This is a genomic window from Roseimaritima sediminicola (assembly GCF_009618275.1).
Taxonomy (GTDB): Bacteria; Planctomycetota; Planctomycetia; order Pirellulales; family Pirellulaceae; genus Roseimaritima; species Roseimaritima sediminicola.
The window spans coordinates 1-14779 of record NZ_WIAD01000027.1 but is presented as its reverse complement, the minus strand read 5'-3'; the positions used below and the strand labels follow the sequence as shown (position 1 = coordinate 14779).

Here is a 14779-nt window from a genome sequence, read left to right as displayed (position 1 = left end):
CGCCAGGTGCTCCGATGAAAATCCGTCCCCTTCCTTTCTATGCCCGCGCCTTCTGCCTGCTGTCCCTGCTGTGGGTGCTGCAGTGCGTCCACGTGGTGACCGCCGCGGCCGACGTGCACACCTATCGCCGCACCCTGAAAGCCACCACGTGGGTGCTGTCAAAGAATTCCGAAGGCACGTCCAGCGGTACGGGCGTCCTGATCGACACCGAAAAACGCTTGGTGATCACCAACGCCCACGTGGTGGGTGATTCCCGCAACGCGGTCATCTTCTTTCCCACGATCAAGAACGACGCGCCGGTCGTCGAACGCAGTTTCTACCTGGAAAATGTTCGCAAAATCGGCATCCGTGGCCGGGTGATCGCGGTCGATCGCAAACGCGACCTGGCCCTGGTGGAACTGGACAAATTGCCCGAGGGCGCCGAGGCGGTAAAGCTGGTCGAAAACAGCGTCAGCCCTGGCGAAACGGTGGAATCGATCGGCAACCCCGGTTCGACCGACGCCCTCTGGGTGTACACCTCCGGCACCGTCCGCTCGGTGTACCGCAAGCAATTCCGCACCGGCGGCGGTGAACACGACTTCCGCGTCGTGGAAACCCAGTCGCCCATCAATTCCGGCGATAGCGGCGGACCGGTGGTCAACGCCGAGGGCGAACTGGTGGCCATCTCGCAGGCCATCGCTCCCAAGGCCCGCTTGGTCAGCTACTGCGTGGACGTGTCGGAAATCCGAGCTTTCCTCGAAAGCCCCTGGAAACAGGCTCCGCTGCCGGTCACCAAGGTCCTGGACGATGCGGAACTGGAGTACACGCAGGATGACAGCGGGCACTACAAGGTGACGCTGGAGATCGAAACCGACGACAGCGACGAGAGCGTCCAGCACGAGGTGCTCGTTACCAAGGACATCGAGTACTACGAACGAGCGGATGTTCGCAAAATCTGGTCGCTCGCTCACATCCAAGACGACTCGCCCAGCCAGGAAACGTTGGTCCGCCTGCTGCAGCAGAGTGCTCGCACCAAGATCGGCGGCTGGACCATCGAACAGACCCGCGACAAACGCTTTGTGATCGTCTACGTGGCCAAGATCGATGCCACGGCCACCCCGGCGGCCGTCCGCAGCACGATGGAATACGTCGCCAAACTGACGCGGTCGATGAAGAAGGAACTCGAGCCCAAGACCAACTCGCAAACCGCCTCGGACACCCTGCGGGACTGGCTGGCCGACTGAGCCGGCGGGAAACGTTTGGCTGAGGTTTCCCCCGAAAACGGCTTCGAACGCTCCTCCGATTGGTCGATCGGATCGAGCACGAAAGTTCGAAGCCGTTTTTTGTTTTTTTCGGTAACGCTTCCGCGGCGGCTCCGCTTGCAATCTTAGAAGGCCAGCACCGGGGCCTTCACTGACTTCGCCCCCCCGCTTCCAACTGTTTTGGGAACCCTGCCATGAAACGCCTGCACAAATTGTTCGTCGCTTCCGCCCTGACCGTCAGCACCGTGGCCACCAGCGTCACGCCCGCCGTAGCCTGTGGCGGCCGCGGAGGCGGCGGATACCGCGGCGGTTTCCGTGGCGGCTACTCCGCCGCTCCGGCCCGCAGCTACCCCAGCGGTGGCTACAGCTCCTACGCCCCCTCGCGATACGCCCAACCGGCGTTCTCGCAGCCCAGCTTCGCGCCGGCGCCCAGCCCGCAACCACGCTTCGCCCCCCAGCCCAGCCAGCCCACCCCGGCAGGCACGCCCCGCCCGCAGCAACAGCCGCAACAGCAGCCGCAACAGCAGCCGCAACAGCAGCCGCAACAGCAGCCGCAACAGCAGCAACAGCAGCCGTCGCCGACCGCCAACAGCGGATCATCGGCGCGTCAGAACGCCCTGCAGATGTTGCTCGGCACGACGCCATCGAAACCGGCCCAGCAAACGCCCAGCGAGTCCACCGGCATGCCCGAGTTTCGGCCGGCTCCGGCGACTTCGGCCCCGGCGCACGTCGGCACCTGGACCGCAACGCTGCCCAACAAGGCCTCGATCTCGCTGCAACTCGAGAAGGACGGATCGTTTGTCTGGAGTGCTCGCAACCAGAAGGGCCAGTCCAGCCAGTTCGCCGGCCGCTTCCGAGTCGACGGCGGCGAGCTGACCTTGATCCGCCAGGACAACCAACAGCTCAGCGGCCGGCTGACGATGAGCGGCAACAACGCCTTCACCTTCAAACTGGACAGTGCCAAGGACAACGGCCTGCAGTTCAGCCGCGGCTAACCCCCCCACCGCCGTACTGCTTCGCTCTCAAGCCTCTGCCGCGCTCGTCGCGCGGCAGGGGCTTGTTTGCTGCGCAACCGGCTCCCGAATGCTCAGAAGCCCGAACGGCTTGAAGGCGTTCCATAATGAAGATAGCTGCCCGAGCGGTACCGCTGAGCTTTCTCGTGCCCTTCCATTCCCGGGCCGTTTCAGGAGAGAACCGATGAGTATCCAAATCGTGATCGATGCCGCGGCGGCAAATGTGGTCCAGATCAAATTGATCGGGCTACTGACCGTCGACGATGTCAAAACCTTCAAACATCAGATCGACACGGCACTGGAGCAGCACGACCGGATCGGCATCGTCGTGGACGTAACCGATTGGTCCGACATGAGTGGTGATGCCTTGTGGGCAGATGCCAAGGCGGAACTCAGCCTGTTGCCGAAAATGCGTCGCATCCCGCGTATCGCCGTGCTGTCCGACAAGCAGTGGTACAACGCCGTGATGCGATGGTTCGGACCGCTGCTGATCACGACCGAGATTCGGGTCTTTGACCCAGCCGCCGAGGGCGTCAAGGCGGAAGCCATTGAATTCGCCGCTCAGGACCAGCAGCCGACCGCCGAACCGGCCAGGGAACCCTCCATCGTCCAGCTCCCCACCGATCGCGAGGACCTGCTGGCGTTCGAGTATCGCGGCCACCTGCGTCGCGAAGACGTCGAGATTGCCCTCGTACCACTCCGCAAACAGCTCGACCGGGAAGGCAAGTTCGATTTGCTGGTCCGCTTGGATCACTTCAGTGGTTTTGACCCCTCGATCATCCTGAAAGGCTCGGTCCTGTCCATGAAGATGGCGGCCATAAAAAAATTGCGGCGATACGCCATTGTCGGCGGGGGTGATTGGATGGCCAGCCTGGTCAAAACGTTCGATCCGTTGGTTGGAATCGAAATGAAAACGTTTGCTAGCGAACAAGAGGACGAAGCTTGGCAGTGGCTGCGTACGTTCTGATACATAAGCACGTCGGCATGAATCTTTCAGTGAAACCCCGCGACAACACCCTCCCGCGCAGCGGGAGGGTCGGGCCTAAGAGCCCGACTCTCCCAGAGGGAGAGTAAAGCCGAATCAAATGTTGCGACGTGCTTAGTAAGATAGAAGAACACAGGTTTCAGCTAGCAGGATCAAAGCCATCCTTAAATTCACTCTCATCTTCGCCGCCGTAGGCGTTGCAAGCGTGGCCATTTACCGCCCGGCGGTGAATTATTGGCAACAGCGCAACAAAGTCAGCTGAGAAACCGCTCAGATCCAGTCGGGCGATATCACCCGCTATGTCAATTCCACCGGGACGATTCACCCCGTGCTGTCGGTCTCGATCGGTTCGTTCGTGTCGGGTCCGATTGTCGAATTGAACGTGGACTTCAACGACGAGGTCCAGCAGCGAACGCCACCGCATTGGCCCGACAGAAGAACCGGATTTCAGCGTACAGGATACGACAGAGATTGCCGCAACCCTGGGAAACATCACCGGCACGCTGACCCTGATGTTGTCCTCGATCGCGGGCATCTCGCTGTTGGTCGGTGGCGTCGGCATCATGAATATCATGTTGGTTTCGGTCACCGAGCGGACTCGGGAGAATACTTCGACCTCGAAGACCCCACCGCGACCCGGACGCGCCCCCCTGCCGAGCCCACACCGGACGACGTCGACCTGGACCAGGACGTTCAGTTCGAACGGATCGACAACGACCAGGATGGAACGATGAGTGATGAAGAGATCGACGAAATCCTCGACGGCCCGCCCGCGCGGCGCAGTCTGATCGAATACCTCAAGGCACCGTTTTCGCTTCGCTGACAAACGGCTCATAGGCCCCGAAGCCTGTGCCGCTTCATTAGCCCGAAGGGCGGCACAGCCCTTGCCGGCGGTGTCACGGCCTGTCGAATTATTCGAAAACGCATTGCTTATGTGAGCCGTTTGGGCGAAGGCCCCGGTTCTGTGGTGACGAAACCGAAGCTATCGCCTAAACGGCTCATAAACTCCAAAGCCTGTGCTGCTTAGGCGAACGCCTCGCGGAGCATCGCCAAGCTTTTCGGAATCGCCGTGCGGTGGTCCTCTTTGCCTTCGAACTCCAGCGAGATGTAGCCGCGGTAGTCGACTTTGCGCAGGATCTTGGCCACTCGATCGTAGTCGATGTCCAGCGTGTACCAGGTGCCGCCGCCGTAGTAGGTCTTGGCCTGCACGTACACGGTCTCCGGCGCCATCTGCCGGTACTGTGCGTACTGGTTTTCCAAAAAGTTGCCGGTGTCCAGCGTGGCCCGCAACCACGGCGAATCCACCTCCCGCAACACGCGCAGCACTCCGTCGGCCGTGCGTCCCAGTCCCCAGTGGTTTTCCAGCCCCAACACGACGCCGCATTTCTCGGCCGCCGGCAAGCACTTCTCCAAACCTTCGCGCACCCAACCAAAACCGTCGTCGTCGGTGTAGCCTTCCAGTCGCGGTTCGATGCCTTTGTTTTCCATCAAGTGATCGAACGAGCGAGACGTGCCCCAGCGACCGGTGTTGACGCGAATCGTGGGGATGCCAAGCGCATAAGCCAATTCGATGCAGTCGATCGTGTGCTGGACATTCTTCTGCCGCACTTCCGGGTCCGGCGAGACGAAGGTCTGATGCGTCGACAATCCGCACAGATCCATCCCGGCACGAAACGCCCGCTGCTTGATCCGCTGCAGCGTCGCGTTGGACTGGTCTTGCATCTGCACATGTAAAATTTCTACGGCGTCGAACCCGGTCTCGGCGGCCAAGTCCACGCATTCTTCGATCGTCAACTTGCTGTCGTCACGGTACCGCCAGTAGGAATACGTCGACACGGCAATCGGATTGGGCCGCCGGGTCAGCCGCGGTGCCTGAGCCGTATCGGCCGGGTTGTCTTGAGCGTCTTGGCCGCGAAGCGATCCGGTGGTCCAGGCCGCGGAGGTTGCAGCTGCAGCCGCGGCAGCGACAAAGCCGCGGCGGGACAAGGCAGAACGGGAAGCGGGAGAACAGAAAGCATGACTCATAGTGGAACTCAATGGCAAAGGGAAACATAGTAGCTCGGCTGTCCCAGCCGAGAGCCGCTCACGGCCGGGACGGCCGTGCTACTATGGCTATTCGAACAAATCTGGTTGGGTGGACAGTCGGACTTCGTCCAGACACTCCGGTCCATCGTACCCTGGCCGATTGACTTTGGTGCTGACCGGCGTGCACTCAAGCTCCACGCCTTCCAGCGGCCGACACAACTCCAGCAAGCGATCGGTCGGGCTGTCGTCGTCCAGCCACGCATCCAGATCGTTGGGTTTCACGAACACCGGCATACGGTCGTGAATCTCGGCGGTTTGCTTGTTGGCCGGCGTGGTCAGGATCGTGCAAGTAAACACGGGCTTGCCCTCGGGGTCGGCCTTGCGGTTCTCTTCCCACAATCCGGCCATCGCCAGCAATCCGTCATCGGGGCGGTGGATATGAATCGGTTGCTTGCCGCCGTCTTCGAGCTTCAGCCACTCGTAGTAGCCGCTTGCCGGAATTAAACAACGCCGCGCTGCAAAGGGTTTTTGAAAGGATCGCTTCTCGGCCACCGTTTCGCTGCGAGCGTTGATCATCCGGTTGCCGATGGTGAGGCTGTCGGCCCAGGGCGGAACCAGTCCCCAGCGAAAGAATCGCAAGCTGCGGTCTTGTCGATCGCCGCCCGTGATCGCCGCGACCGACTGCGTGGGCGCGATGTTGTAGCGAGGCTCCAGCGGTGGAACGTCGGACGCATCGAGCGCAGGCAGAAACATCTGCACCAAACTGGCTGCGTCGGTTCGCAAATTAAATCGTCCGCACACGCTGGCCACGCTCCCGAGGATCATGCTTGAAAAAATATGATGATGAGCTGCCCGGCTCGTTTCCGAGTCGCCCCTGATTCTGAGTTGACCGAACGTTAGAATCAAGCTGTGGCTCTTTCGACCAACGCTTTTTCCGTGACTTACTTTGAACGACCAGACATTTCCTCCGCATGGCCTGTTTCGCGTCGCCGCCGTCTCACCGGAGGTGGCCGTGGGCGATCCGCGGCAGAACGTCGATTCCATCCTCGAAGCGATCGCGCCGCTGGGCGAAGCCGACTTGATCCTGCTGCCGGAACTGGGCCTGACCGGCTACACCTGCGCCGACTTATTCGCCCAGTTGCCGCTGCTGGACGCCGCCGAGGAACAACTGTTGCGGCTGGCCGAACAAACCGCCAGCAGTGACCAATTGGTGGTCGTGGGAATGCCACTGCGAGCGGAAACCTCGTTGATGAATGCGGCGATTGCAATGCACCGCGGCCGCCTGATCGCCGCGGTACCGAAACAATTCTTGCCCACCTACAAAGAGTTCTACGAAGGGCGTTGGTTTCGTGCCGGGGACGCCGGTGATGGCCCGGTGGTAACCATCGCCGGCCAACAAGTCCCCTACGGCACGGACCTGCTGCTGCGGTACGGCGAAGCGGTCATCGGCATGGAGATTTGCGAAGACCTGTGGACGCCGCTGCCGCCGAGCAGTTTTCAAGCGGTGGCCGGAGCGAACGTGCTGCTGAATCTTTCAGCCAGCAACGAAGTGGTTGGCAAAGCCCAGTGGCGCCGCGATCTGGTGGTCAGCCAGTCGGGTCGCTGCATCGCGGGTTACGTGTACGCCAGCAGCGGACCCACCGAATCGACCACGGACCTGGTCTTCGGGGGCCACTGCATGATCGCCGAAAACGGCCAGTTGCTGGACCAGTCACGGCGGGTCGGCGACGGCGAATTGCCCTGGCAAGGCGCGACCCATGCGATGGCCGACATCGACCTGCAACGGCTGCAGCACGATCGTCAGGTGATCGGATCGTTCGATGATGGACGACGGTTGTTGCCGCATCCATTCCGCTTCATCGATGTCAAAGCTCCGGACACCGGCCGGCAATCGTCTGCTTCCTCCAGCGAGTCTGACACGGCGACCCCTTCGAGCGGCTCCCGCGTTTCCGACCATCGCTCGCCGGATCGCCCGCCGCTACGGCGTGTGATTGCCCAGCCCTTCGTGCCCTCGGACCCCAGCGGCTTGGCGGCGCGCTGCGCGGAGATTTTTGAGATTCAAACGGCGGCGTTGGCCAAACGCGTCAGCCGCTTGTCGGCTTCCTCGCCTTTGGTGATCGGCGTCTCGGGCGGCCTGGACAGCACCTTGGCGTTGTTGGTGGCGGTCAAAGCCTGCGACCAGTACGACTGGCCTCGCAGTCGCATCCACGGCGTCACGATGCCCGGCTTCGGAACGACCGCGAGCACCGAAAGCAACGCCACGGAACTGATGCGGGTACTGGGCATTTCCAGCGAACGCATCGACATCCGCGAGTTGTCGCTGCAAGCCTTTCGGTCGCTCGATCACGCCCCGCTGGGCATCGCCTTGACCGAGGGAATGGACGCTGCGACCCTGCAACAGCGACTGGTGCAAACCGATGCGGGAGAGGGCGACCTGGTGTTTGAAAACGTTCAAGCCCGGCTGCGGACGTTCTTGTTGATGAGCCGCGGATTCGTCCTGGGCACGGGCGACCTGTCCGAACAGGCGCTCGGGTGGAGCACGTACAACGGCGACCACATGTCGATGTACAACGTCAATACCTCGATCCCGAAGACGCTGGTGCGGTTCCTGGTGCGGTACGCCGCGGACCATTATTTCCAGGGTCGCGATGGCGAACTGCTCCATGCGATTGCCGACACGCCGATCTCGCCGGAGCTGCTGCCACCGGCCGAGGACGGTACAATCCGCCAGGAAACCGAAGACACGCTCGGGCCGTACGAGCTGCACGACTTCTTCCTCTACCACGTCGTCCGCAACGGCTTCACGCCCGAGAAGATCCTCTTCCTGGCTCGCCATGCCCAGTTCTCACAGGCCTATCCGGCGGAGCAGATCGAAAAGACGCTGGAGACGTTTTACCGGCGGTTCTTTGCCAACCAGTTCAAACGCAGCTGCGTTCCCGACGGCCCCAAAGTCGGCTCGGTCAGCCTGTCACCGCGCGGCGATTGGCGGATGCCCAGCGACGCCGACCGCGGCCCGTGGAAGGGGTAGCCGATCTCGCCAGAGATTGGATCGAAAAGGAGAAAAGCCCGAAAGTCTGGCGGCTACGGCTACGGCTACTGCTTTCACAGGCTGGAAGCCTATGCCACTGCTTTCACAGGCTGGAAGCCTATGCCACTGCTCACAGGCTAGAAGCCTATGCCACTGGTTTCGCCGGCGATTGGGACGGTCTGCCAGCGAATGTCTTCGCGCCGCAGCCGCGCCTCCCACTTCTTGATGTCGTTCTTGCGCCGCGTGGCCACGTCCTGATCCGGTTTATAGAACAGGGTCGTCCCGGTGATCCGCCGCAAGGCTTCGATCGCCAACACACGGACGGCCATGTGAGGACTGTCCAACAAAGCGACCAGGGACGCGTCATCGCCGGCCTGCAGCTGTTCGGGTGAATAATCCCACAGCAAGCGGAACAGGGTCTGGGCATTGGCCGGGTCCATGGCCAGCGCGTCGTTCAGAACATCCTCGGCCGCCGCCGGACTGTGGTCGATTCGCGACTTGAGCGCCAGGACGTGCTCCGACCAATAGGATTTTTGTTTGGGGTCGTTGAGGACGCCTTCGGTGCCGAAGTAGACGTCGGCGTGTCCCATCTGCAACAGCGTCCGTGCGGCCAGAGCGGCCACTTCGGCGCGGCGAAACGACAGCGCCCCGCGCAGGACCATCGCGATGGGTTGGTCTTCGGCCAACAGCGAAACCAGGGTCTCGCGGGCCGACGTTTCGATCGCGCTCTCGGCCGCCCGCTCGATCCAGTCCGGTTGCTCGTCCATCGTCGTGATGTCCGCGTCGCCATCGCCGATCAGGGTCCACTGTTGATCGGTCTCCAGCGACTCGGCGGCCGCCTCGCCGAGCCGCCAGTCCAGCGGTCCCTCGACGGCCAGCGCCCGGGTCACCAGCACGCGGTTCTCGGCGATGGTGGGATCGGTTCCCGGAGACCGGAACGCATCGACGTGCACGGCCAATGTCCCGCCGGCTTCGGGAATATGGACTTCGGCCAATCGCGAGCCAAACCGAATCGACAGAGTTAAGTCGGGCTGCCGAGCAACGATCACCACGCGGCCGCCCTGCACATTCAGTTCCCCTTGATCACCGGCCAAACCGATCTGCAGCATGGTCGGTCCGATCGCAGTCAACTCATAGCGATCGCCGGCGACGACCTGGTTCCGGAACCCGGGCGGCGTGATCAGGGTCGTGCCCACCGCCACCGCGGTCTCGTTGCCCAGCCGCTGCCACTGCTCGGCGCCCCTCGGCAGCGCGATCAACAGAGCATTCGAAGCGGCCGTGGTGACGACCGGAGAAGCGGAGTCGGAGGCCGGCGTGACGCCGGCGTCCGCGACCGGCGCATCGGGTTCCTCGGCAGTCATCGAACCGTCGACGTCGTTGGCGCGATCACCGCCGCTCGAACCATCGGTAACTTCCTCCACCACCGGCAGGTCGTCCTGAGGGTTGCTCTCGACCGACGGTGAGGCGTCGCCTGGGCTGGGCGTCTCCATCGCATCGGCGGCCGCGGTGTCGCTCGGGTTCCTCGTCGGGTTCGGATTCGCGGCGTCTGGGCTGGACGGGTTGGGGCTGGCTGGTGCCGGATTGGACGGGCCAGGATTGGATGGGCCAGGATTGGATGAGGTCGGCGAGTCGTTTGTCTGGGCCGCAGTCGGCGGAGGCAACTCAGGCGGCGTGGGATTCGTCGCATCGCCGGCGGTTCTCGGTACCGCGTCGACCGGTTCGTCGGATTCGACCGGTTCGTCGGTGCTGGCGGGTTCTTCGATGCGGGGTTGCGGGTCCGGATCCTCCGTCAAGGTGGCGACGGTGCCGCGGTCTCCCAGCAGCGGTCCGAAAGCTTGTTTCAACACGAACAGGAACACCGCCAACAATGCCAAGCTGACCAACCACGGCACGATCCGCGAGGTACGCAAGCGGTCGCCAAAGATCTCGCTGGCTTCGGCCGCATTTAATTGTCCTCGGCGAGCCAGGAGCACATCGGCCGACGGGGACATCTCGTCGCCGGTTTCCAGCCGCGTGGACTCGCGGGGCCGCAGACGGGTGGCCGCCTGAAAGGCCCCCGAATCATTCAGGCTGACGGGTTTGACCTTCGTCGGTTCCAGGGTCGGCTCCCGGGCGCCGGCTGCACCGTCCGCCCCGGGCGGGACGGCCCCGTGCAGGGCGGCCGTTCCGCCCGCCGCCTCCTGCGTTTCCGCGATGTGGTTACGGATCTCGTAGACGCGATCGCGCAGCTCGCTCGGCACCTCGGCCGGCTTGCCCAGCACCAAGGTCAGGACCTCGTGGGCACCGGCCGCTTCGCCCAGATGCAGCGGCGACTCGAGGCACGTCCGATCGACCTCGGCAGCCTGTTCCGGCGGCAGCGTGCTGTCCAAATACTCGGCCATCACGTTCGGATCGTCGGTCGGACCGGTCGCCGACGGGGGCAGAGCCGACAGCCGAGCGTTGCGGACGACTTCGGCAATCGATTCAAGTAATTGCTGGGCGTAGCTGCTCTCGCGGACTTTCTCGCTCAGCACCGCTTCGTCTTGGGCGCTGAGCGTCTTGTTTCGCAGCGCCAACAGGGTTCGCAGGGTCAATCGCATGGTTCGTGGTTCTCCTCTACCCTTCAATAGTGCCAACCGCGCCGGCTTTCCGTGCAACTTTTTGAAAAAATTCGGCCGGTCCGGCGGAGACTCATGTCGAGAACAGCGTCCCGTCGTCGCCGCGGTGCGTTGCCGGCAGGGGATCGGAGGGCTCCGGCGGCTGTCCCGGAGCCGCCGCGGCAGCCGCTCGCTGACGAGCCAACGCGGCTCGCTCGAGCAGACTATCCAGGTCCAAGATCCCCAGAAACAATCCGGCGTAGGAAACCACGGGCAATTGCCGCACCCGCCCCGGCGGTGGCTGGGTCAGCACGCTTTCGACCTCCTGGTCGGGATGCACCGTGGGCAAGTCCTGGCGGACGATCGAGGCGACCAGTTGATCGCCGCCGCCCTCGCTGGCCGCGGAAGCCGCATCACGCAGGTGAACGACGCCCACCAAAAAGCCGCCGGAATCCACCACCGGCAACACGCGGAGCGGTTCCCCGTGCCACCGCTGGGACAATTCGTCCAGCGAATCCGTTGCCGAAACCGGGACGCTGTGGCTGTCCATCGCGATCATCGCGTCGGCGACCCGCAGCCCCCGCACCGATTCCGTAATATTCACCTGCTTGGCTTCCACCATGCCTGCCCAGGCCACAAAACCGGCGATCAACAACATCACATAGAACGAATTGATCCAAGCAAAACTGGCCATCAAGAGGGCACAGCCCAAGCCGATGCGAGACGCCCACCAGGTGGCCCGGCGATAATCCACCACCATCGCCAGAACACTGCGCAGCACGCGACCGCCGTCCATGGGAAAGGCCGGGATCATATTGAACAGCACCAGAGCAACATTCGAAATCAGGATGACCATCAAGAAACCCGGACCGGTGATGCCCCCCGAATCCAACTCCGCCATCCCACGCCAAGCCCGTTGCAAAAAGCCATCCCACAGCAAACTGGTCGCGATCACCACGGCCGCCAGGACGCCGGCGATCACCACGTTGACCGCCGGTCCGGCCACGGCAATCAATAACTCCTGCCAGGGCACCCGCGGCATCTGTTCCAGGCGGGCCACGCCGCCGATCGGCAGCAGCGTGATGTCGCGCGTCCCGACGCCGAACCTTCGAGCCATCAACGCATGGCCGTACTCGTGCAGCGTGACACAGAAGTACATCGTCAGCACCACGGCCAACATCGCCAGGACCTGAGGCCAGCCGTGTCCGCTGTTAAAACGCTCGACCGCAATGGCCAACAACAGCAACGAGAACGTCCAGTGGACATACAGGCCGATACCGAAATAGGTACCGAGCGGCAAACGACGACTGAGCACAAGCAGACCCAAAGTGGGGGGATTCGTAACAGGGGACCATCAACGCCGGAACACAGGGATGCCGGAACACAGGAATATCGGAACACAGGTATACTGCCTGGTATCGCCCCCGAGCCCTACCGCTTTCAGCGGGGCGGCACTTTGCCAATCCATTCTAGCGGCCCATCGACCCACCGCACCGCCTCTGCCGGTCGCACCGCCTGTACCGGTCGCACCGCCTGTACCGGTCGCTGCGTCTGTGGTGGTCGCGGCGCCTGGGCCGGTCGCTCCGCCTGTGGTGGTCGCGGCGATCACCGGCACGCGATGCTCGGGCCTGGTCGTGACGCAATCGTAGACCGTGTACGATGCGGGATCGAGTACGAGTACGGCGTGCGCCGGGTGGTTCGGCGTGCGGCGAAGCACGAGATTTAGAATAAACCAAGGATCATCGCGATGTCCGCTTCCTCCGGCCCCACCTTTCGGGTCGATGTCAGCAAAGAGACGTTTGTTTTCTCCGCCGCTCACTTCATCACCTTTGCCGGCGACATCTGCGAACGGCTGCATGGCCACAACTATGGTGTTCGGGTGGCCGTCGAGGGCCCCTTGGACGAGAATCGCTATGTGGTCGACTTTATCGCGCTGCGCGATGCGGTTCTACGAGAAACCACCCAGTGGGATCACCACGTGCTGCTTCCCACCGACCATGCGGAAATCAAGGTCCACAGCGACGACAAGGAAACCACCGCGACGTTTCGCGAGCGCCGCTGGGTTTTTCCCAACGAGGACTGCATCCTGTTGCCGGTCGTGAACACCACGGCCGAGGAACTGGCTCGCGTATTGGCCGAACGGGTACGCGAGCAAACCCGAGAGGCCTTTGGCGAGGCGCTCACCTGGATCGAAGTGGCGGTCGACGAAAACCACGGCCAGTGGGGCGTCTGCCGCTTGCCTTGGTCCGCCTCGCCGCAATAACCCGTCCAGCCGCTACGACTCGCAACCTTCCGGAGGGCGTCCTGCCTGCCGCGGCCCGCAACGCTTATCGATCGCAGCCACCCCATCCGATACTAACAATCCGAAGCGGAACCTTCTCGGCGGACTGATATTGACGGTGGTGGCCCATGGCGAGCGTGTCGAACGATCTGGCAACCTTGGATGAGGATGGCCTGCGCAAAGCCGCCATCCTGATGATGACGCTGCCGACCACCGCCGCGGCCGCCGTGCTGGGCAAACTGCCGCAGCGCCATATCGAAGCGATCAGCATCAAGATCGCGCAAATGGAATCGGTCGGCGGCGACGAGCAAGAAGTCGTGATGGCCGAGTTCCTGACCAGCAAGGCCAGTTCGGTCTATGCCAGCGAAGGCGGTTTGGAACGCGCCAAAGAGCTGATCAAGGCGGCGCTCGGTAAAGACGCCAGCGACCTGCTGGGCAACCTCCAGCAGACCATCGATGCGATGCCCTTTGGGTTTCTCAAGAAGGTCGATCCCCAAACCCTGCTGCAGTTCATCCACGAGGAACACCCGCAGACGATCGCACTGTTGATGAGCCACTGTGGGGGGGCGTATGGAGCGGAACTGTTAGCGGGATTGCCGCCGGACAAGCAACTGGAAGTGATCCGCCGCATCGCTTCGATGGGCCGCACCAGCCCCGAAGCCGTCGACGAGCTGGAACGCGGCCTCGAACAACGGCTCAGCACGATGGTCAGCCAGAAGCAGAGCAGTGTGGGCGGGGCGGAAAGCGTGGCCGAGATCTTGAACGTCTCCGAGCGTTCGATCGAACGCAACGTCATGGAAGCCTTGAACGAAGAAGACCCCGAACTGTCCGACGGCATCCGCCGACTGATGTTCGTCTTCGAAGACGTCGTCAAACTGGGTGATCGGGACATCCAGTCCCTGCTGAAGAACGTCGAAACCTCGCAGTGGGCCATGGCCCTCAAAGGCGCCAGCCAAGCCCTGCAGGAAAAGGTGATGCGGAACATGAGCAGCCGCGCGGCCGACAACCTGAAAGAAGAGATCGGCTACCTCGGCAGCGTCCGCGTTTCCGAAGTCGAAGCGGTCCAGCAAAAGATCGTCGACATCGTCCGCCACCTGGAAGACTCCGGCGAAATCTCCCGCCCCACCGGCGAAGAGGAAGAAGCCTACGTCACCTAACCAGTGGCATAGGCTTCCAGCCTGTGAAAACCAGTGGCATAGGCTTCCAGCCTGTGAAAACCAGTGGCATAGGCTTCCAGCCTGTGAAACCAGTGGCATAGGCTTCCAGCCTGTGAAAGCAGTGGCATAGGCTTCCAGCCTGTGAAAGCAGTGGCATAGGCTTCCAGCCTGTGAAAACCAGTGGCATGGGCTTCCAGCCTGTGAAAGCCCCCCACTCCCCCGCCTACCTCGCGGCGGCCAGCAGCGTAAGCGTGTCATCCAGCTCTTGCTCACTGGCTTCGTCTTCCGAAGAACGGCTGACACTCGCATCCTCACCCGGCCACGACTGGCCGCTCGATTCCCCGCGACCGCCAGCGTCCAGCACGGCCAGTTCGTCGGCGGCGTCGTACAGCGTTTCGGCTGGCGTCGCGTCGAGCTCTTCCACCGCGGCCTCGGCCGACTCGCCCTGCGGCGCGTACGCCCGGCCAATGCGT

The 14779-nt window shown here is 62.7% G+C and carries 12 protein-coding genes; 6 read left to right on the top strand and 6 right to left on the bottom strand.

What is annotated here, in order from left to right:
- The first annotated feature begins 14 nt into the window (after positions 1 to 14).
- From GE027_RS13655 to GE027_RS13645, 3 genes are all read left to right on the top strand, one after another.
- Positions 15 to 1223 (top strand): S1 family peptidase, encoded by a 1209-nt coding sequence (locus tag GE027_RS13655; RefSeq protein ID WP_153557763.1) that lies wholly within the window; start codon positions 15 to 17, stop codon positions 1221 to 1223.
- A 212-nt stretch (positions 1224 to 1435) separates the two neighbouring features.
- Entirely contained in the window at positions 1436 to 2236 is an 801-nt protein-coding gene (locus GE027_RS23115; RefSeq protein ID WP_153557762.1) for a hypothetical protein, read from the top strand.
- A 202-nt stretch (positions 2237 to 2438) separates the two neighbouring features.
- The gene (locus tag GE027_RS13645; protein WP_162006723.1) at positions 2439 to 3221 is read left to right on the top strand and encodes a SpoIIAA family protein; all 783 of its coding nucleotides are present in this window, start codon (positions 2439 to 2441) and stop codon (positions 3219 to 3221) included.
- A gap of 157 nt (positions 3222 to 3378) precedes the next feature.
- On the opposite strand, the gene GE027_RS23110 is transcribed toward GE027_RS13645, so the two are convergent.
- The 3 genes from GE027_RS23110 to GE027_RS13630 form a co-directional block, all read right to left on the bottom strand.
- Positions 3379 to 3828: a hypothetical protein gene (locus GE027_RS23110; protein ID WP_202617414.1), complete on the bottom strand. Its 450-nt coding sequence runs from the start codon at positions 3826 to 3828 to the stop codon at positions 3379 to 3381.
- Between the two features lie 434 nt (positions 3829 to 4262).
- Positions 4263 to 5264, bottom strand: a complete 1002-nt coding sequence (locus tag GE027_RS13635) for a sugar phosphate isomerase/epimerase family protein (protein WP_153557760.1) — start codon at positions 5262 to 5264, stop codon at positions 4263 to 4265.
- Positions 5265 to 5351: 87 nt separating this feature from the next.
- Positions 5352 to 6089 (bottom strand): SOS response-associated peptidase, encoded by a 738-nt coding sequence (locus GE027_RS13630; RefSeq protein WP_162006722.1) that lies wholly within the window; start codon positions 6087 to 6089, stop codon positions 5352 to 5354.
- A gap of 121 nt (positions 6090 to 6210) precedes the next feature.
- Here GE027_RS13630 and GE027_RS13625 point away from each other — a divergent pair, with 121 nt between their 5' ends.
- Positions 6211 to 8292 (top strand): NAD(+) synthase, encoded by a 2082-nt coding sequence (locus GE027_RS13625; RefSeq protein ID WP_153557758.1) that lies wholly within the window; start codon positions 6211 to 6213, stop codon positions 8290 to 8292.
- 137 nt (positions 8293 to 8429) lie between these two features.
- Here GE027_RS13625 and GE027_RS13620 read toward each other — a convergent pair whose 3' ends face one another.
- Both GE027_RS13620 and GE027_RS13615 read right to left on the bottom strand, forming a co-directional pair.
- Entirely contained in the window at positions 8430 to 10871 is a 2442-nt protein-coding gene (locus tag GE027_RS13620; RefSeq protein WP_153557757.1) for a hypothetical protein, read from the bottom strand.
- A 91-nt stretch (positions 10872 to 10962) separates the two neighbouring features.
- Positions 10963 to 12183, bottom strand: coding sequence for a site-2 protease family protein (locus GE027_RS13615; RefSeq protein ID WP_153557756.1), 1221 nt, complete (start codon positions 12181 to 12183; stop codon positions 10963 to 10965).
- Positions 12184 to 12615: 432 nt separating this feature from the next.
- Here GE027_RS13615 and GE027_RS13610 point away from each other — a divergent pair, with 432 nt between their 5' ends.
- Together GE027_RS13610 and fliG are read left to right on the top strand one after the other, a co-directional pair.
- Entirely contained in the window at positions 12616 to 13131 is a 516-nt protein-coding gene (locus GE027_RS13610; RefSeq protein ID WP_153557755.1) for a 6-pyruvoyl trahydropterin synthase family protein, read from the top strand.
- Positions 13132 to 13277: 146 nt separating this feature from the next.
- Entirely contained in the window at positions 13278 to 14306 is a 1029-nt protein-coding gene (gene fliG / locus GE027_RS13605) for a flagellar motor switch protein FliG (RefSeq protein WP_153557754.1), read from the top strand.
- 223 nt (positions 14307 to 14529) lie between these two features.
- On the opposite strand, the gene GE027_RS22840 is transcribed toward fliG, so the two are convergent.
- Positions 14530 to 14779 (bottom strand): hypothetical protein (locus GE027_RS22840; protein WP_162006721.1); only part of this gene is annotated, 250 nt, incomplete at its 5' end.

Bases quoted from the DNA above. Each gene is read 5' to 3' on its own strand.
- GE027_RS13655 (WP_153557763.1), top strand. From the start codon at position 15: ATGAAAATCCGTCCCCTTCCTTTCTATGCCCGCGCCTTCTGCCTGCTG.
- GE027_RS23115 (WP_153557762.1), top strand. From the start codon at position 1,436: ATGAAACGCCTGCACAAATTGTTCGTCGCTTCCGCCCTGACCGTCAGC.
- GE027_RS13645 (WP_162006723.1), top strand. From the start codon at position 2,439: ATGAGTATCCAAATCGTGATCGATGCCGCGGCGGCAAATGTGGTCCAG.
- GE027_RS13635 (WP_153557760.1), bottom strand. From the start codon at position 5,264: ATGAGTCATGCTTTCTGTTCTCCCGCTTCCCGTTCTGCCTTGTCCCGC.
- GE027_RS13630 (WP_162006722.1), bottom strand. From the start codon at position 6,089: ATGATCCTCGGGAGCGTGGCCAGCGTGTGCGGACGATTTAATTTGCGA.
- GE027_RS13620 (WP_153557757.1), bottom strand. From the start codon at position 10,871: ATGCGATTGACCCTGCGAACCCTGTTGGCGCTGCGAAACAAGACGCTC.
- GE027_RS13610 (WP_153557755.1), top strand. From the start codon at position 12,616: ATGTCCGCTTCCTCCGGCCCCACCTTTCGGGTCGATGTCAGCAAAGAG.
- fliG (WP_153557754.1), top strand. From the start codon at position 13,278: ATGGCGAGCGTGTCGAACGATCTGGCAACCTTGGATGAGGATGGCCTG.